14 protein-coding genes are annotated in these 17,368 nt (G+C 45.7%); 8 read left to right on the forward strand and 6 right to left on the reverse strand.

Annotated features, from left to right (window positions below; all coding sequences use genetic code 11):
* The first annotated feature begins 38 nt into the window (after positions 1–38).
* Entirely contained in the window at positions 39–1,637 is a 1,599-nt protein-coding gene (locus DXA13_RS02715) for a hypothetical protein (protein WP_118241791.1), read from the forward strand.
* Positions 1,638–1,924: 287 nt separating this feature from the next.
* Here DXA13_RS02715 and DXA13_RS02720 read toward each other — a convergent pair whose 3' ends face one another.
* Complete coding sequence (locus tag DXA13_RS02720) at positions 1,925–2,683, reverse strand: DeoR/GlpR family DNA-binding transcription regulator (RefSeq protein WP_118241793.1); 759 nt, start codon at positions 2,681–2,683, stop codon at positions 1,925–1,927.
* A 284-nt stretch (positions 2,684–2,967) separates the two neighbouring features.
* On the opposite strand from DXA13_RS02720, the gene DXA13_RS02725 reads away from it, so the two are divergent.
* The 7 genes from DXA13_RS02725 (at position 2,968) to DXA13_RS02755 (ending at position 10,681) form a co-directional block, all read left to right on the forward strand.
* A complete protein-coding gene (locus DXA13_RS02725) occupies positions 2,968–3,606 on the forward strand; it encodes a four-carbon acid sugar kinase family protein (protein ID WP_118241795.1) in 639 nt (212 codons plus the stop codon).
* Positions 3,552–4,313 (forward strand): nucleotide-binding domain containing protein, encoded by a 762-nt coding sequence (locus DXA13_RS02730; RefSeq protein WP_118241797.1) that lies wholly within the window; start codon positions 3,552–3,554, stop codon positions 4,311–4,313. The genes DXA13_RS02725 and DXA13_RS02730 overlap by 55 nt, the downstream gene beginning before the upstream one ends.
* An 18-nt stretch (positions 4,314–4,331) precedes the next feature.
* Positions 4,332–5,351 carry a 4-hydroxythreonine-4-phosphate dehydrogenase PdxA gene (gene pdxA / locus DXA13_RS02735; protein ID WP_118241799.1) on the forward strand — a complete coding sequence of 340 codons (1,020 nt, stop codon included), beginning with the start codon at positions 4,332–4,334 and terminating at the stop codon, positions 5,349–5,351.
* A gap of 3 nt (positions 5,352–5,354) precedes the next feature.
* Positions 5,355–7,511 carry an alpha-amylase family protein gene (locus DXA13_RS02740; protein ID WP_118241801.1) on the forward strand — a complete coding sequence of 719 codons (2,157 nt, stop codon included), beginning with the start codon at positions 5,355–5,357 and terminating at the stop codon, positions 7,509–7,511.
* Positions 7,512–7,558: 47 nt separating this feature from the next.
* Complete coding sequence (locus DXA13_RS02745) at positions 7,559–8,605, forward strand: tripartite tricarboxylate transporter substrate-binding protein (protein WP_118241803.1); 1,047 nt, start codon at positions 7,559–7,561, stop codon at positions 8,603–8,605.
* A gap of 84 nt (positions 8,606–8,689) precedes the next feature.
* The gene (locus DXA13_RS02750) at positions 8,690–9,151 is read left to right on the forward strand and encodes a tripartite tricarboxylate transporter TctB family protein (protein WP_118241805.1); all 462 of its coding nucleotides are present in this window, start codon (positions 8,690–8,692) and stop codon (positions 9,149–9,151) included.
* A 12-nt stretch (positions 9,152–9,163) separates the two neighbouring features.
* Positions 9,164–10,681 (forward strand): tripartite tricarboxylate transporter permease, encoded by a 1,518-nt coding sequence (locus tag DXA13_RS02755; RefSeq protein ID WP_118241807.1) that lies wholly within the window; start codon positions 9,164–9,166, stop codon positions 10,679–10,681.
* Positions 10,682–10,809: 128 nt separating this feature from the next.
* Here the strand turns inward: DXA13_RS02755 and DXA13_RS02760 are convergent, their stop codons facing one another.
* The 5 genes from DXA13_RS02760 to DXA13_RS02780 form a co-directional block, all read right to left on the reverse strand.
* Positions 10,810–12,180, reverse strand: a complete 1,371-nt coding sequence (locus tag DXA13_RS02760; protein WP_181995507.1) for an FtsW/RodA/SpoVE family cell cycle protein — start codon at positions 12,178–12,180, stop codon at positions 10,810–10,812.
* On the reverse strand, positions 12,167–12,508 hold the full coding sequence (locus DXA13_RS02765) for a PadR family transcriptional regulator (RefSeq protein WP_118241811.1): 342 nt from the start codon (positions 12,506–12,508) through the stop codon (positions 12,167–12,169). The genes DXA13_RS02760 and DXA13_RS02765 overlap by 14 nt, the downstream gene beginning before the upstream one ends.
* A 174-nt stretch (positions 12,509–12,682) precedes the next feature.
* A complete protein-coding gene (locus DXA13_RS02770; RefSeq protein WP_118241813.1) occupies positions 12,683–14,101 on the reverse strand; it encodes a HAMP domain-containing sensor histidine kinase in 1,419 nt (472 codons plus the stop codon).
* Positions 14,101–14,811 (reverse strand): response regulator transcription factor, encoded by a 711-nt coding sequence (locus tag DXA13_RS02775; RefSeq protein WP_118241815.1) that lies wholly within the window; start codon positions 14,809–14,811, stop codon positions 14,101–14,103. The genes DXA13_RS02770 and DXA13_RS02775 overlap by 1 nt, the downstream gene beginning before the upstream one ends.
* A 13-nt stretch (positions 14,812–14,824) precedes the next feature.
* The gene (locus DXA13_RS02780) at positions 14,825–17,203 is read right to left on the reverse strand and encodes an endonuclease MutS2 (RefSeq protein ID WP_118241818.1); all 2,379 of its coding nucleotides are present in this window, start codon (positions 17,201–17,203) and stop codon (positions 14,825–14,827) included.
* Positions 17,204–17,368: the final 165 nt, after the last annotated feature.

Genomic DNA, 17,368 nt, shown 5'->3' on the forward strand with positions numbered 1-17,368 from the left:
CTGACTGTAAAAATGCAATTATGTGGAGGGGGATAAGTATGGCAGACTATTTTCCAACTGATGAAAAAGATGACAAAACAGATTCTGGTGTATCAGCTAAGGATTCAGCTGAGAAGGTCCGGGTTCACGAAGATTCGGATACGAATAATTATATGGCTTTTGACGATTGGGGGGAGAGCGGTTCGTCAAACAAATGGATTCATCCAGAGTTGAGTTTTTTATTGCCGGTAAATTCCGATTTAGCTGGCGGTCCGTTAGAGATGAATAATCCTTTAAACGATAAAAAAACCTGGCAGAATATAGTTACTAAAAGTATTAAGTGCCTGATATCAAGGAGCCCCAATGAAATGATCAATTATGGTGTTGAATCATTAGTGGCATGGGTGTTTGATGGAGAAGGAAAGAAAGATGACCCATTAATTGGAATGTTTGAAGAGATTAACAGTAAGCTGGATAAAATCATTGGTCAGCTGGATAAAATCATTGACCAGCTTAAAAAGATTCTTGATGCGATTGAAGTCGAAAGATACCGTACCGATATTAAGGAGGCCTCAACGATCAGAGATGTCATACAGGAGGAAATTGACCTTATTAATTTAAGACTTGCAGATGCCAAAAAGATAGAGGATGAGGATGAGAGAGCGAGAATCTACAAGTCAATTATCCGCGATATAGACACCATTACAATTAATGGAAATTCAATTTACCAGGAGACTAAAACGCTGGCAAACGCAATGACCCGGATTGATAACCAATCCCGTATGTGTATGTTTCAGATGCTGGGGTATTTTGTAAAAAGCTGCCATTTACTTTGGGATCATCAGGAAGTCCTTTTATATATAAGCCTGATAAGCTCTTACATGAACACATATTTGCAGGCAATGGCATTTTGCCGGCTATCTCTTCTCTACCAGATAAAGATTAATGAGAACGATGACGAAAAAGCCAAAAAATATATAGCCCAATACAAGGTTCTTTTTACAGGCGACAAAGATACCCGGCTGGAATCTAATTTATCCAAGGTACTTAAAGCATTTGAGGAAAAGACCGGCCGCTCTGATATCATGGAAAACCCTTACTATGCAACTTTTAGATATGGTGATGAGAAGGCGGTTTATGTGATGCGCGATACCACATTTGTGCAGGATACTCCGTCTAAAGATATCAGTATGGTCTCAGAGTCTGACTTGCAGGAAATATACAAAGAAAGACCTTTTTTACCCTTACCTTACGTTTTTACTTATGTGATAGAGCGCTTCCCAAAGGTAAGACAAAGTGGTTTTTACGGAATAATAGATGCAAACGCCTTCGTATTTCATGGGAATCAAATGATTCGCTTTGCAAATACTCACAATATGACATACGATGACTTTTTTGGCAAAATGGCAGGACTGAACATAAGTAAAAATAGCACGTATAAGAATTTCCGGGAGATTGTTCAATTTGTGTCATCGGATAGTCAAAATATATTTAAACTTCGCAGCGCATATAACAATAGTGAAAATAAAGTGGGACGTATCTATTTACGGCCGAATTCCAGTGGAAACCACTATTCTGTTGAAGTTGGTCCAGGTATACGCCCATTAATCATTTACAGCCTGACCAAACCGGTATCAATGGTGTCAAAGACCTTTTGACCCAAACATCATATCATTTAGATAATAAACAGTGTTATAATCGCCTTCAAAAAAAGAAAACCAGAGTCAATCAGGTCGAAAATCGAACCAATTGCTCTGGTTTTCTATTAAAATGTGAGCAGTCCATCAAACCAGACCTTCACCAAGACAGACCTTCACCAAGACAGACCTTCAAAAACTTTGAATACCCGTTACGATATCTGATATCGGAGGCAGCGCTTTATTCTTTAATGCGACAGCCTCCTTTTTTGATCCTTTTTTCCTGATCTTTAAAAAGCTGCCGCGTTTTATTGTGTCAAAATATTTATAAAGCGGCTGTCCAGTTTATGCTGCTCCGCGCTGGAGAAGGCGCGGTCGGTTATAACCCCGGTGAAATCGGACAGGTTGGCAAAGCTCTGAAGAGCGTAACTGTTGAATTTACTGCTGTCCACCATCAGATAAGTCTTCTGGGCAATCTGCATGGCGGCTTTTTTTAAATAAGCCTTTTCGATCGTAGGGCTGAGCACGTCAAAATTAGAAGAAACGGCCGTAGCTCCAATGAAGGCAGATGTGACACGGAAACTGCTGAGGGACTCCAGCGTTGAAGGTCCGACGGTCGCAAGGGTGGCTTTCAGAATGGTTCCTCCAAGCAAGATTGTATTGATATCTCTTTTGCACAAGTCAGTAGCGATCAGAACGTCATTGGTGACAACCGTGAGATTCTGTCTTTGACTCAGGATGACGGCCAGTTCAAAGGTGGTAGTGCCTGCATCCAGATAGATAATGTCGTTATTGTGAATATGGTTCAGCGCAATCTGAGCCAGTTTCTGTTTGCTTGCCTGATTCAGGACTTTTTTATCTGAATAGTCATTTTCTAAACGTACATCCGTCACCAGGGAGGCGCCTCCGTACCGGCGCGAAACCAGCCCCATCTCACTTAGTTTCTGCAAATCCCGGCGGATCGTCATAGAGCTTACTTTCAGCCGTGCGGAAAGGTCTTCGACTTCTACAAATTCCTGCTGGGCAGCGATTTGCAGAATTTCATTTAGTCTTTGCTCTGCGATCATAAAAAAGCCTCCTTTCAATTTGGTTTATTTGATATATCCATCATAAGGGAATAAAAAAAATAAGTCAACAAGTAACTGATAAAAAATAAACAAAATCAAACAAAAAGAAAGAGGAATCAAACAAATTGTACAAAATGGAAATGGTGTTTATGGCATATTCACCAAAAAAAATAAAAAAATAAGAAAGTAATTGACAAATAAAAGTAAAAAGACTATTATAAAAACAACAAAATCAAACAAAACAACAAATATCAAACACGAAATACAGGGAGATAGAACAACAAATGAACAAAATTTTGATTCTGGCTGATGATTTAACCGGGGCCAATGATACGGGGGCGGCGATCAGCCAATTAGGATGGAGCACGTGCTCGGTTGTAAATGACCGGATCAGACCGCCGCGGCTGGAAGAATTCAGCTGTGTAAGCGTAAATCTGGACAGCAGGAGCCTGGAGGCGGAAGCCGCCTATCAGAAGGTGATGGAGGCGGTAGGCAGATTTGCCGATCCCGGTATTGCCCTGTATTCAAAACGGATTGATTCCACATTAAGAGGGAATCTTGGAGCGGAGTGCGACGCGCTGCTGGACTACTTGTCCAATAAATATAAGGATCAGAATGTACATAAGGAATGGGCGGCAATGATCGTTCCGGCCTTTCCTCAGGCAGGAAGAACTTATGAAGATGATGTCCTCTATGTAAACGGCGTGCCTCTGGCACAGACGGCTGCCGCCAGAGATCCGAAACGACCTGTCAAAACGTCTTCGGCTTTGGAGATATTCCGCAGACAGTCCGGCCGGGAAACCGAGGTGATTTCTCTGGAAACAGTCAGGGGAGAGAAAAAACAGATTCTTTCTGAGGTTGAGAAACTGTGGGAGCGTGGCGCCAGAAATATTTTATTCGAAGCAGTACACAAGAGGATATAGAACATATAGCGCAGTCGCTGCTGGAATGTAGTTTCCCCTTTATCGCGGCGGATCCGGGAAGTTTTACCGCCGCCCTTACGGCAGCAAGGTTTGGGGCTGGTACGGAAGGTCGGGAATTCGAGAAGAAAGAATTCGCCGGAGATAAGATATTGGCGGTAATCGGAAGCGTAAACGACGTCGCGAAGGCCCAGGCAGCCAAGCTGCTGAAAAGGCCGGATGTGGGCTGGGTGGTGATGGATGTGGAAAAGATCCTGGAGAACAGCTGCCTTTGTGGAGAACATATGAGACAGGCGGCGGCAGAACTTGTAAAAATAAAGAATCAGAAAAAGATTTCGGCGCTTCTGTTTTCCAGCTCAGTTGAAAAAAAGCATGTTTCCCTGGATCGTTTTAAAGAGAGGGATCATACAACGCTTGAACAGCTCTGTGAAAAAATCAATCAGTCCATCGCATATATCGCGGCAGAGGCTGTGAACGAAGGAGGCTTCGGAGGTATTTTCACAACAGGCGGCGATATTACGGTAGCTGTCTGTACGGCGTTAGACGCAGGGGGTATCCGGATAGAAAGAGAAATACTCCCACTGGCGGTGGGCGGCCGGATTCATCTTGATAACGGAAAAGAAATTTGTATTGCTACAAAGGGCGGAATGATAGGAGATGAACATGCAGCATGTAGCTGTATCGAATATTTATTAGAAAGATTAAAGTAGAACCTAAGGAGGTTAATTATGAACAGACCGATCATTGCAATTCCAATGGGAGATCCTGCAGGCGTAGGGCCGGAAATCGTTATCAAATCTATGATAAATCATGAGGTGTCGGACAAGGCGCGGTGCGTTGCCGTGGGAGACAGCCGTATTTTAAAACGGGCGCTGACCTTTCCGGGTATGCCGGATGTGGAAATAAAAACCATTGTAGATCCAAAGGACGGAGACTACAGGATGGGCGTTCTGAATGTGATTGACTTGCACAACCTGGCTCCTGAAGATTACGAAATGGGGCAAGTAAACGGAAAATGCGGCCAGGCGTCATATGAATACATAGCAAAAGCGATTCAGATGGCCATGGACGGTCAGGCGGATGCGGTAAGCACCACCCCGATTAATAAAGAGTCTCTGAGGGCGGCAGACATTCCATATATCGGCCATACGGAGATTTTCGGCGCGCTGACCGGCACGGAAGACCCACTTACCATATTTGAAGTCAGAAATATGAGAGTCTTTTTCCTTACGCGTCATATGAGCTTGAGAAAGGCATGTGACTCCATTACAAAAGAGAGAATTATTGATTATGTGAAGCGCAGCCAGGAAGTATTAAAGCAGCTGGGCGTAGAAGACGGTATTATGGCGATCGCAGGGCTGAACCCCCACAGCGGCGAACACGGACTGTTTGGGGATGAAGAGGTTCAGGAGGTATATCCGGCAATTGAGGAACTCAAGGAACAGGGCTATCCGGTAGAGGGGCCGATCGGCGCGGATTCCGTATTCCATCTGGCGCTTCAGGGGCGGTACAACAGTGTCCTTTCCTTGTACCATGACCAGGGCCACATAGCTACAAAGACTCTTGATTTTTACCGTACGATTTCGATTACGGGAGGAATGCCCATTCTCAGGACATCCGTGGACCACGGTACGGCATTTGATGTGGCGGGCAAAGGAGTTGTGAGCAGTATCAGTATGGAAGAAGCAATTTTGGTGGGAGCGAAATACGCTCCGTCGTTTACAAAACATACAGAAGAAAGGGAGTAGATTATGGAGAAAATGTGGTATCAGAAACAGTTGCGCATGGTACAGACTGTTTTGAGAGAACCAGACATTGTAAACTATGATGCAAAGGCGGTGACGGATTATCTGGTCAAGTCCAACGCCAACTGCATAATTGTTAATGCGGGAGGCATCGTAGACTTCTTTCATTCGGGGCTGGAGGGAGCGAACCTGAATCCTTTTATGAAAAATGAAGACGTTCTGGGAGATTTGGTAAGAGAGGCCCATGCAAGAGACATAAAAGTAATCTGCCGAATCGATTTCCGTGGAGCCGAGAAGGATTTTTACAGGTCTCATCCCGACTGGTTTGCGTGTGAAGAAGACGGCGGCCCCAAAATGATGAGTTCAACAATTAAATCAGAGGTGGATATCTATACCCCGTGTTACAACAGCCGCTATATGAATGAACATGCCATGGATTTTACACGTTCCATCTTCAGGCAGTATGATGTGGATGGAATATGGGAAAATGCATTAGGTATCCCACACGGCGTCTGTCGCTGCGTACGGTGCCGTACAAAATACAGACAGGATATGGGAAAGGATCTTCCTGCTGAGGCCCAGATGAAGATTCCGGCAGTAAGGGAAGAGTATAGAAAATGGAAATATCAGTGTGCAAAAGAACATATTGAAAGAATTAAAAATACAGTAAAAGAGTTTGGCGAGGATAAGGCTTACGCAGCTGAGATATTTGGATTTCTGCGGACAGCGGAAAGGGAGGCCGTCAATGTTTTGGACTTGGATATGGCAAAAGAAAGCTTTGACTATCTCGTGACTCCGGCCATGGTTTCCCAGGAGGCATATCCAGCTGCTTATGATTCGGGGTTGGTTTACACCGGATCAATTGTGAAGCATATGAAAATGATCAGCAGGGAGAAACAGGCGGTTCTGCTGTTTGGAAATAACGGAGGAACGCTGCGCTACGTAAAAGATCCTGCTGCGGAAAATAAAATATGGCTGTGGGAAGCTGTTTCTGCCGGCGGAGGTTTCTGGAACTGTCTGTTTAACGGTCAGCATCCGGCAGCGACTCATGATAACAGAGCGGCATATATTTCCAAGCCGATGTTTGATTTTCTGAAGGAAAATGAAGAGATTCTGGAAGAAAATTATCCAATGGCGGAAGCGGCAATTTATGCTTCCAAGCCAACCCGTGATATTTTCGGCAATACGGTAAACTCGGATATGGATCGTTTCTGCTGCAATATGAAGGGCGTAGAAAAGATATTGGCGGGGAAACACATTCAATTCGTTCATATTCCCGGCGGCGTTTCTATCACGCTGGAAGAACTGAAACCATATAAAGTCATTATTCTGCCAAATGCAGCCTGTATGTCTGACTATGAAGTATCCGTATTCGAACAATATGTAAGAGAAGGCGGCAGTGTAATAGCCAGTTATGAAACAAGCCTGTATGACGAGAACGGCAGAAAACGTTCTGATTTTGCACTGGGAAATGTATTTGGCATAACGAATACGGGAACGGTGGAGGATACGAGAGTCGATTGTTATCAGCTGATCCGGGACAGAGAAAGTCCGCTTCTGAGGGGGATAACAGATACACAAGTGCTGGCAAATGGTGAACATACCATACTGGTAAACGAGCTGCCGGGCGCCAATACTGCTACTACATATATTCCGATTATCCGCAACCAGCCGCCTGAGAAGGCATGGATCCGGGATATGAAGACCGTATACCCCGTTTCATTGATAAATCATTGGGGAAGCGGAAAAGCAGTATATTTTGCGTTCCCGATTGGACGCGCATTATATAAGTACGCTCATGATGATTTTGTACAGTTATTTGAAAATGCACTGGACGCAGCACTTGGAGACAAGACTATGCTTACTACAAATGCTCCGGCCAGCGTTCATATCCAGATGATCAATACAGGTGAAGATCAAAAAGATATCATGATGAGCCTTGTGAACCATACCGGAACCATGTACCGTCCGGTACAGGAGGTGGTTCCCGTACATCAGATCGAAGTCAAGATCGAGCTGCCTCATTCACCGAAAGAATTGCGCATTTTAAGGGCGGAAGCTCCGGCTGTATTTAAGGAAAAAGAGCGGGAAGACGGAACGGTAACCGTAACCTTTTGCTTGGATAAGCTGGAAGAATTTGCGGCAATCTGGATAAGGCTGTAACAGAATCTTACAGATCAGTGATAAAACAACAAAACAGGAGGATAACTATGAAAAGATTACTTGCAGTGATGTTAACAGCAGCTATGGGACTTAGTTTAACCGCGTGTCAGGGAACAACGAAGGACAGTTCGGAAGGTAATCCGGGCCAGTCGGTTACAGAAGCTTCTGAAGGAAAGCAGGACGCTTCTGTCGAATGGCCGACCGTTAAGAATGTAGAAATCATTTGTCCGGCAAATGCAGGGTCAGGTACGGACGGCGTATGCCGCGCTCTGGCATCCCACTGGGGAAAGATGTTTCCGGACCATAATTTTACAGTTACAAACGATGCTTCTGGCGGATATACAGTTGCTTATGAAATGGGCCGCAACAGTGATACAGACGGAAGTACGATCCTGGTAGGAACGCCGTCCATGCTGATGACTTATTACTTTGGGGTATATGATCATCTGGTTACGGATCCATCGGAATTTCAGATTATAAACTGTATAAAAGTCAACACAGATGTAGCAGCAATCTGCGTAAAAGCTGATTCTCCATACCAGACGCTGGACGATCTGGTAGAGGCTGCGAAAGCAAACCCGAATACAATTTCAGTAGGAACCGGTTCTGGAAATATTGTTTATGCAGGAGCTTTAAATATTGAAAACGCACTGGGCTGTACCTTCCGTAAGGTGGACGGAGCAGACAATAATGAACGTATTACGAACCTTTTGGGCGGATTTAACGACTGGGCATATCTGACGCCTGCAGTAGCGGATCAGTATGTACAGAACGGTGATATGCGTATCCTGGCTTATGCTGCCAACGAACGGTCAAAGGTCTATCCGGATATTCCGTGCTTCGATGAATTGGGCTATCATATGGAATATGATGTTCCGACCGGCTATATCCTGTGCTGCAATCCTGGTATGAGTGATGAATTGGCTGAGGCTATTTCTGCCACGCTGCCGGGGCTTAAAGACGATGAGATGTGGAATACACTGCTGAATACCACTTTTAAAGGCGGTACGTGGGATTACGTGGATCGAAGCGGGGGCATACAGATCGTAAAAGACATGCAGACCTTCTGTGACGACCTTGGCTTGGGAGCATAAATAGCGGAAAAGACGTAAAGAAAGGTTTTCCCCTCAGCGGTCCGCTCAGGGGAAAGCACTCTGCTCTGGGAAAGGAGAGTATACATGAAGAGAGATCGAGTGAACGGCATCGTTGGAGTTATTATTGGCGTGCTGATTATCGCCGGGGCCCTGCGCCTGCCTCCATCGAAAGTGCCGGATGATATCGGGCCTGCGGTTTTTCCCATTATTGCAGCGGTAATGATAATAATTCCCGGATTATTCCTGACCTTCAAAAAGGCCTTTACTGAAGAGTGCCCTTTTTTGAACAGACAAGAATGGAAACGCCTTGGAATCCTTGTGCTGGTTTTTATATTATATGCAGTACTGTTGTATATGGTTGGTTTTCTGGTAGCGACTCCAATTATTACTTTTATTATCAGCAAGATGTTTTCGCAGGGTAAAAAAGTTCCTGCATGGCAGCTGATTGTCTATGCTCTTATACTAACCATAATAGTTTATATGTGTTTCTACAAAGGGCTGGGGTTGAAACTGCCACGTGGTGAATTCTTTAATCTGGATCTATAAGGAGGGATACATATGTGGTCGTATTTAGGAGAATCCTTTATTACCCTGTTTAGCTTTGAAGTGCTGATGTTGTGCCTGGGAGGCGGTATCATCGGCATTATTCTGGGATGTATTCCCGGCCTCTCAGGTGGTACGGGCATGATGCTTGTACTTCCGATGACGTATGCTATGGATCCGGTTAAGGCAGTAGCGCTCTTATGCAGCATATATATCGGCGGTGTATCGGGTGGATTTATCGGTTCTATTCTGGTAGGAATTCCGGGTACCAACGGTTCCGTAGCGACTGTCTTTGACGGATATGAATTTACAAAAAAAGGTGATCCTGTAACTGCGCTCAGCGTAGGTACGGTGGCAAATTTTATCGGTACACTTCCAAGTATTATTATTGCCATGTTCTGTGCTTCCTGGGTAGCATCCTTTGCAGTAAACATGGGACCGTGGGAGCTGTTCAGCCTGAGTATGTGTGCTATGGTTATGGTTTCCTCTCTGGCAGAGGGGAATATGATGAAAAGCCTGATGGGAGTAGGAATAGGTCTCGCTTTTACCACGATCGGGCGTGCGCCGGTCAGCGGTACTGTGCGTTTTACCTTTGGAAATTATCACTTGGCAGCAGGACTTCCTCTCGTTTGTGTATGCATGGGAATCTTTGCAGGGCGTACGATTTTGCTGGAATATGCAAAGTCAGAGCGTATGGGTGGCAACGGCCCTCAGATTAAAGTAGGCGGATTTAAGCTGCCCAAGGGTGATATTATAAGAGAAAAAGTCAATATTATTCGTTCCTTTATCATTGGTTTGTTTATCGGATTTCTGCCTGGACTAGGAAGCGGACTTTCCAACGTAGTGGCCTATACGATGGCCAAAAATGGGGACAAGCATCCGGAGAAATTCGGTACCGGCTGTACAGCCGGCGTATGGGCACCGGAGGTGGCAAACAATGCTTCTGTAGGCGGTGCTATTATCCCCATGATCGCTCTTGGAATTCCAGGGGATGCTCAGACAGCATTACTTCTGAGCGGTTTTATCATTCAGGGCGTTGAAGCCGGTCCTCTGTTGATTCGGAATAATCCCGGCATTGTATACATGATATATGCCTCCTTGATTTTTTGTGCAGTGGCCATCTTAATTATTGAAGTAGTTGGTATGCGGGCATTTCCTATGTTGCTTCAGGCACCATATCATCTGCTCTATCCGGCGATCCTGGTCCTGTGCTTTGTAGGGGCATATGCCTGCGTCGGCAATACATTTGCCATTTTACTGGCTATTATATGTACTTTGTTCGGTGTTTGGATGTCTTACGCAAATATTCCATCTACGCCGTTTCTTCTGGCCTTTATTCTGGGCAGTAATGTGGAAAAATATCTGAGAAATGGAGTCAGTTACTCCCCTCAATACGGCTTGATGTCCTTCTTTGTAAGACCTGTTTCCTGTGTCTTGTTGCTTTTGGCAATCTTTCTTCTGTTTTGGCCTATGATCCGCAGCGCATGGAGAAAGAAACATCCGCCGGTAATTAAAGTGATGGAAGAGGATTAAATAATTGGATAAAAAAATAAACAGGATATGCAGCGCGCAGAGGCAGCAGCCAATGCAGGAAGCATATCCTGTTTTTGTTGGTGTTTTTACTTGAAACTTACTTGGGATTTTGCTTACAGGCTGTAATGCTATTGTATCGTAAACTGCCATTTCTTAACCTTTGGTTCGGGAAGGACATCTTTATACCGATAGATACTGAGCAGAATGCCCATCATGATATAAGTGACGACTGTAGTTCCCAGACCGTAAGAAAGAAAGGGCATGGACAGCTGGGAAAACAAAATAAATCCCATGTTGGATAAAACGTAGCATAGCGTATGATCTAAAAGCGCCAATCCGCATGCCAGTCCGACCATCATGCCCAGACAGTTGGGATGGCGGAGAACGATTCGGAAGATCCTGATGAACAGGAGTACAAAGCCGGTCAGAATTATAAGACCGGGGATGATTCCCCAAGAGGTAAACAAAAACGTGATGATATAATCATAAGAAAATCCCGGAAGGAAACCAAAGACCTTCCCTGGTGAACCTCCCAGCAGCTGCCAGCCTCCCATGAGCTTACGTATGGTGGCGGTGATATAGGAAATTCCTTCCGGATCATATATGAGATTGAAGAAAGCGGCAATCCTGGCTTTCTGATACGCTTTTAGCCACCCGAACTGGTCTGCGAGCAAAAGCCACAGGGCTCCGGTAAGCAGAGGGCCGACCGTCAGGAGGAGAAGCGCTGGACGACGGCTGACATGAAACCAGCCTTTGGCGACAGCGGCGCACACCATAAGAAGGAATATAATGCCCAGGCTGAAAGCTGTACGGGTGGAGCCCACGCCGCGACCGGCCAACAAAAGAGCGCACAGGCCATGCAGTATGCAAAGAAAGATCCTTCCGAAACCGCCTCCCCGGGCTCTGTATAGGATGCCGGCAAAAAGGGGAGCGAAGAGGTAGAGATAAATCCTGAGGTAGGGAAATGATCCCATCAAAACAGGTCCTGTGCAGACCACAAATAGTATGGAGAAGAAGAAAAGCCACCACAAAAGCAGAGAAAAGCGGCCGATCAGCGTATAATCAGCATAATAAATAACAGCCATGCACAACAATCCGACCAAGGTATAACAGCATTGGTTGGCGAACTGGGAAAATCCTGGAAGTGGCAGAGGCGATGAAGAAGGGTCGGCAGCCAATACGGTTCCTGCGGTCAGGCAGATGTGATACTGCAGAATTAATCCCACAATGCTGAAAATACTTATGAATGCAAGGAGCTTCCAGTCCGGCCGGGGACGGTGTATCCGGTCCATTTCCACGCCGACAGAGACGGGATCGCCCATCTGCCGCAGGCTTTCTTTAAGCGCCTCTTCCTCTGTAAGACCATCTTCTATGAACGCCTCTTTCTGGTCTTCTATATGGCAGGCGAGTTCCTCTGAAATATAACCTCTCGCTTTTTTGCACCGAATCTGGTCGGTTACGCTGCCAAGATATTCACTTAAAAGATCATACCGCTCCATAGACAGCACCTCCCAGCACCCGGGCCATCGCCCTTGCATATTCATTCCATTCGTGTTCCTTCTGATTCAGGGCCTTCTGGCCTTCTTTGGTTATGTGATAGTATTTTCTCATCTTACCGCCGGCTTCATCCTCATAAACAGTCAGATATCCCTGAGATACCAGTGAATGAAGAAGGGGATAGAGGGTCCCGGCTTTCAGTTCAAAGACATTTTCCGATCTCTTATCCAGCGTATCGATCATCTCATAACCATACATATCCTTTTCGGAAAGAAGCTTCAGAATAAGCAGAGACGTACTTCCCGAAAGCAGACTTTTATCAACGGACATAAACAGTACCTCCTTTTGTAGTTTGTATCGATCATCTATATATAATCATAAAGCAACTATATATCGATATTCGATATATGTCAAGTGCATGAATCAAATCAAGAAAAAATCCGGCTGCGGGCAAAAGCCCAAAAGCCGGATTTTTTCTTGATTTCAACTTTGTCTGTCATACAGTCAAGTATTACAGGTTCGTCGCCTTAGGCAGCTGAAGATAAACTCCGTTCCCACGCCTTCTGTGCTGACTACGTCGATATTTTCTCCATGTGACTGGATAATTTCCTTGACGATTGCAAGTCCAAGGCCTGTGCCTTTCTTGTCTTTTCCCCTGGAACTGTCGGACTTATAAAAGCGTTCCCATATCTTTTTAATATTTTCCTTCGGTATTCCGATGCCGGTATCCTTTACGGAAACGAATACCTTTTCATGACGTACAGCAGCCTGTACAAAGATCGTGGAATTATGATGGCTGAACTTAATGGCATTGTCGATCAGATTATAGAGGACCTGCTGTATTTTACCAAGGTCGGCATAGACCATCTCGATGCTGTCTGAAAAGATCAGCTCAAAATTAATTCCCTTGGCATCGCATGTCCCTTCAAAAGAAGCAGCCGTATCCTTAATAACACGGTTGATGTCAAAATTTGTTCTGGAAAGATAGCCCTTGCTGTCCAGGGTATTCAGAGTCAGCATACCCTGGGTGAGCTTATTCAGGCGCTCTGTTTCGGAGATTACCCGTTTTAAATATTTTTCCTGCATTTCAGTAGGTATGGTGCCGTCGATGATAGCTTCCAGATATCCTTTGATTGAGGTGAGGGGAGAACGGAAGTCATGAGAGACGTTGGCAATAAAAGTCCGCTGATATTCTTCCATCTTATTCAGCTCTCCGGACATATAATTCAGCGTTGCAGCAAGGTATCCCATTTCATCCTGAGTGCTTACCTGAATTCTGTAGTCCAGATTCCCTGCCGCATATTCGTTGGCTCCGGCAGTGATTTTTTTGAGCGGAAAATAAACGATCTTGGTGAACACCAGCAGGATGATCAGAGAAAGACCGAAGATAATCAGCGATGTAATGTAAATCAGATTCAGAATACTGTTGTGGCTGGCCGAAATTGCACTGACCGGCATATGGATGATTACGTAGCCGTAAGTGTTGTAATTGCCTGTAATGGGCGCGGAAACGCTTAAAACGTCATAATCATACAGTTCATAATAGTTTCCTATGCAATAGGATTTATTTCCTGTGGCGGTAGGATCAAAATTCTCGATCGCCATTCCGGCGCGCTTGGAGTCGTTGCTGTCCAGAATAATATTTCCGCGGCGGTTCACTACCCAGATATCAGCCTGAAGAAAGGCAGCTACGGCGTTCAGCTGTGGATAAGCGGCTGAAAGCTCTGTGGGCTGTTTTCCCTGATACGGTCCGCTGTATTTACCGGCAATCAAAGTAGCCTCGTCATAAAGCGATTCCGCCTTGTCACGTACGAGCTGGCGGAATGTGATGTGCGAGGCAAAGGTTGCAATTGTAATAAAACCCAGAAAACCAAAAATCAGATAGCCTACAATGAATTTATAATAAAGAGACCGTAAATGCATTATCGTTTTACCTCGAATTTATAGCCGATTCCCCATACAGTGGACAGAGACCAGCTTTCATGATCCTTGATTTTTTCGCGGAGCCGTTTGATATGTACATCCACGGTCCTTGTATCACCGATGTATTCATATCCCCATATATGGTCGAGCAGTTGTTCTCTGGTAAATACCTGGTTGGGAGATGAGGCCAGAAAATACAAAAGTTCCAGTTCCTTCGGAGGCATTTCAATGGAGTGGCCGCGGTAAATGACGGAATAATTTGTCAAGTTTACGGTCAGATCCGGGTACTCTACGTAATTGCCCTGTTGCTGGACAGCGGCGGCAGGGGCAGGAGTAATGGGCTGGTAGCGCCTTAAAACGGCCTTGACGCGGGCGACCAGCTCCTTTGAATCGAAAGGTTTAATCATGTAATCGTCGGCGCCCAGTTCCAGTCCCAGCACCTTGTCGAAGATCTCACCCTTTGCGGACAGCATGATAATAGGAACCTGAGAAGAAGTACGAATCTCGCGGCATACCTGATAACCGTCTATGCCCGGAAGCATGAGATCCAGAAGAATGATGTTCGGCTTAAATTCAACGAAGACTCTCAGCGCTTCTTCGCCGTCATTGACAATCATCGTCTCATAACATTCCTTCATCAGATAAAGGGAAATGAGTTCGGCAATATTCTCATCATCATCCACGATCAATACTTTTTGTTTTTCTGCCATAGAAACCTCCTGTTTATTTAAATGTCACAATCGTAACGCCTGTATCGCCTTCGCCGAATTCGCCGAGGCGGAATTCCTTGACATATTTTAACTTCTTTAAATGCTTGTGAACGCCGGCCTTTAAAGCTCCGGTACCCCGCCCGTGGACAACGCGGACCTGATTAAGATGGGAAAGATAAGCATCATCCAGATATTTATCCAACACTGGAAGCGCTTCATCAACGGTCATTCCGATCAGGTTCACTTCCGGTGATATACTGCCGGATTTGGACATGCGTATTTTTCCGCTTCCCGTCTTGCTCAGGGCAGGACCGGTAAGAACCGGTTCGTCCAGCAGCTCAAGATCCTTTATGTTGACGAGTGAACGCAATATACCCATCTGGACATATAAATCACCCCTGGCATTTGGGAGTGAGCTGACCGTTCCGTTCAGATTCATTGTCAGTACCCGCACCCCGTCGCCGATTTTCAGCTTTTTCGGGGAAACGGATTTTGCCGGTTTTTGCTTTTGCCTGTTTCCAAGAGTCAGATCCTTTTCCACATCACCCAGCTTTTCGCGCAGTTTTGTACGCTCTGCCTCCAGTTGCTTGGACAGACCGGCAGAATCACCCAGCTTATTGATGCTGCGGATCGTCTGGTCCGCCGTCTCTTTGGCTTCCCGGAGGATGCGCTGAGCCTCTTCTTTGGCGTCGTGTATAAATGTTTCACGCCGTTCGTCGAGCCGCTCTTCTTTCTTTTCCAACCGTGATTTCAGCTGTTCAATCTCCGCTTTGTAGGCTTGTATCTCTTCTCGTTCCTTTTCAATCGTGACGCGGCTTTCTTCCAGATGGGCGATCAGGTCTTCAAACGTCTCATCCTTGGCCTCCAGATGAGTCCTGGCATCATCTATAATATAGGACGGAAGGCCAAGTTTCTGGGAGATGGCAAAGGCGTTGCTCTTGCCTGGAATGCCGATCAGAAGGCGGTAGGTAGGCCTCAGCGTCTCCACGCTGAACTCGCAGCAGGCATTTTCCACACCAGGCGTCGTAAGGGCAAATACCTTCAGCTCGCTGTAGTGGGTAGTAGCCATTGTCCTGCATTTCATATTGTGAAGGAAGGAAAGGATGGCGATCGCCAGCGCGGCTCCCTCGGTCGGGTCGGTGCCGGCTCCAAGTTCGTCGAACAGACAGAGGGAATTGGAGTCCGCCTGTTCCAGAATCCTGACAATGTTCGTCATATGTGAAGAAAATGTACTAAGGCTTTGCTCAATGCTCTGCTCGTCGCCGATATCGGCAAAAATTTCTTCAAAGACAGACAGTTGGGAACCGTCAAACGCAGGAATGTGAAGTCCCGCCTGTCCCATCAGCGTGAAGAGGCCGACCGTTTTTAAGGATACGGTCTTTCCGCCTGTATTGGGGCCTGTGACGATGAGAAGATCGAAATCTTTGCCCAGACTGATATTGATGGGAACAACTGTATCCGGATTCAGCAGCGGATGGCGCCCGTCCTTGATATTGATATAATGATTCCTGTTAAATACAGGCGCACTGCAGCGGTAATGGCGGGACAGCGCAGCTTTTGCAAAGATAAAATCAAGCTTTGTGAGGATTTCCAGATCAGTTGTCAGTTCTTCGATGTACGGACAGACCTGATTGCTCAGATCAGCAAGAACCGCTTCGATTTCTTTCTGTTCCTGTATTTCCAACTCTCGAAGTTCATTGTTCAGCTTGATAATAGCCATTGGCTCTATAAAAAGTGTGGAACCGGTAGAAGACTGGTCGTGCACCATACCGGAAACCTGATTTTTATATTCTGATTTTACCGGCAGACAATATCTGCCGTCTCTCATGGTAATAACGGCGTCCTGAAGGTAGGAACGGGTAGAATTTAAAATCGTATTCAGCTGTGTGTGTACCTTATCCTGAATGGACTTCATAGAACGGCGCACGTGGCGGAGTCCGGGGCTGGCTTCATCGCTGACTTCATCTTCGGAGATGATGCAGCGTTTGATCTCATTGTTGACAGGCGTCAACGGTTCCAGAGAACGGAACATGCCTTCCAGAGAATCATCGGGAAGCTCTGTTTCTTCATGACGTCCGTATGCTTTGGCCCGGGCGGCTATGGTCATGACCGAGCTGATGGCCAGGAGTTCCGGAATGCTGAGAGAGCTGCCTATTTCCAAACGCTTTAAGGAATCACGGATATCCTTTAATCCGCTGAAGGAAACGGTTCCCTTCTGGCGCACACGGGTAACAGCATCCGTCGTTTCCAGCTGATTCTGTACGATTTCGTCAAAGTCTGAAGACGGGACAAGACTGCGGCAGAGGTCCCTGCCAGCGGTAGAGGAAGCATAGTCTGCCAGCTGGTCGATAATTTTATTATATTCCAACGTTTTTAACGCTTTTTGATTCATTGAAATCACCTTTTCTTTTATTATGACTGATTATTTATATTATGAGAATTTACGGTTATATTTATCACTGTTAAAAGTGCGCAGATATAATGTCCGCTATGCGCACATTATACGATAGGCTTAAGCGCCTATCGGCCTCCGGCGGAAAAGAGCGCCCATATTTCT

Source organism: Clostridium sp. AM58-1XD, from assembly GCF_003464085.1.
Classification (GTDB): Bacteria; Bacillota; Clostridia; order Lachnospirales; family Lachnospiraceae; genus Lachnoclostridium_A.

What these genes read in the sequence shown, in the direction of transcription:
- DXA13_RS02715 (WP_118241791.1), top strand. Translation starts at nt 39, where the DNA reads ATGGCAGACTATTTTCCAACTGATGAAAAAGATGACAAAACAGATTCT.
- DXA13_RS02765 (WP_118241811.1), bottom strand. Translation starts at nt 12,508, where the DNA reads ATGTCCGTTGATAAAAGTCTGCTTTCGGGAAGTACGTCTCTGCTTATT.
- DXA13_RS02725 (WP_118241795.1), top strand. Translation starts at nt 2,968, where the DNA reads ATGAACAAAATTTTGATTCTGGCTGATGATTTAACCGGGGCCAATGAT.
- DXA13_RS02720 (WP_118241793.1), bottom strand. Translation starts at nt 2,683, where the DNA reads ATGATCGCAGAGCAAAGACTAAATGAAATTCTGCAAATCGCTGCCCAG.
- DXA13_RS02740 (WP_118241801.1), top strand. Translation starts at nt 5,355, where the DNA reads ATGGAGAAAATGTGGTATCAGAAACAGTTGCGCATGGTACAGACTGTT.
- DXA13_RS02745 (WP_118241803.1), top strand. Translation starts at nt 7,559, where the DNA reads ATGAAAAGATTACTTGCAGTGATGTTAACAGCAGCTATGGGACTTAGT.
- DXA13_RS02775 (WP_118241815.1), bottom strand. Translation starts at nt 14,811, where the DNA reads ATGGCAGAAAAACAAAAAGTATTGATCGTGGATGATGATGAGAATATT.
- DXA13_RS02770 (WP_118241813.1), bottom strand. Translation starts at nt 14,101, where the DNA reads ATGCATTTACGGTCTCTTTATTATAAATTCATTGTAGGCTATCTGATT.
- DXA13_RS02780 (WP_118241818.1), bottom strand. Translation starts at nt 17,203, where the DNA reads ATGAATCAAAAAGCGTTAAAAACGTTGGAATATAATAAAATTATCGAC.
- DXA13_RS02760 (WP_181995507.1), bottom strand. Translation starts at nt 12,180, where the DNA reads ATGGAGCGGTATGATCTTTTAAGTGAATATCTTGGCAGCGTAACCGAC.
- DXA13_RS02750 (WP_118241805.1), top strand. Translation starts at nt 8,690, where the DNA reads ATGAAGAGAGATCGAGTGAACGGCATCGTTGGAGTTATTATTGGCGTG.
- DXA13_RS02755 (WP_118241807.1), top strand. Translation starts at nt 9,164, where the DNA reads ATGTGGTCGTATTTAGGAGAATCCTTTATTACCCTGTTTAGCTTTGAA.
- pdxA (WP_118241799.1), top strand. Translation starts at nt 4,332, where the DNA reads ATGAACAGACCGATCATTGCAATTCCAATGGGAGATCCTGCAGGCGTA.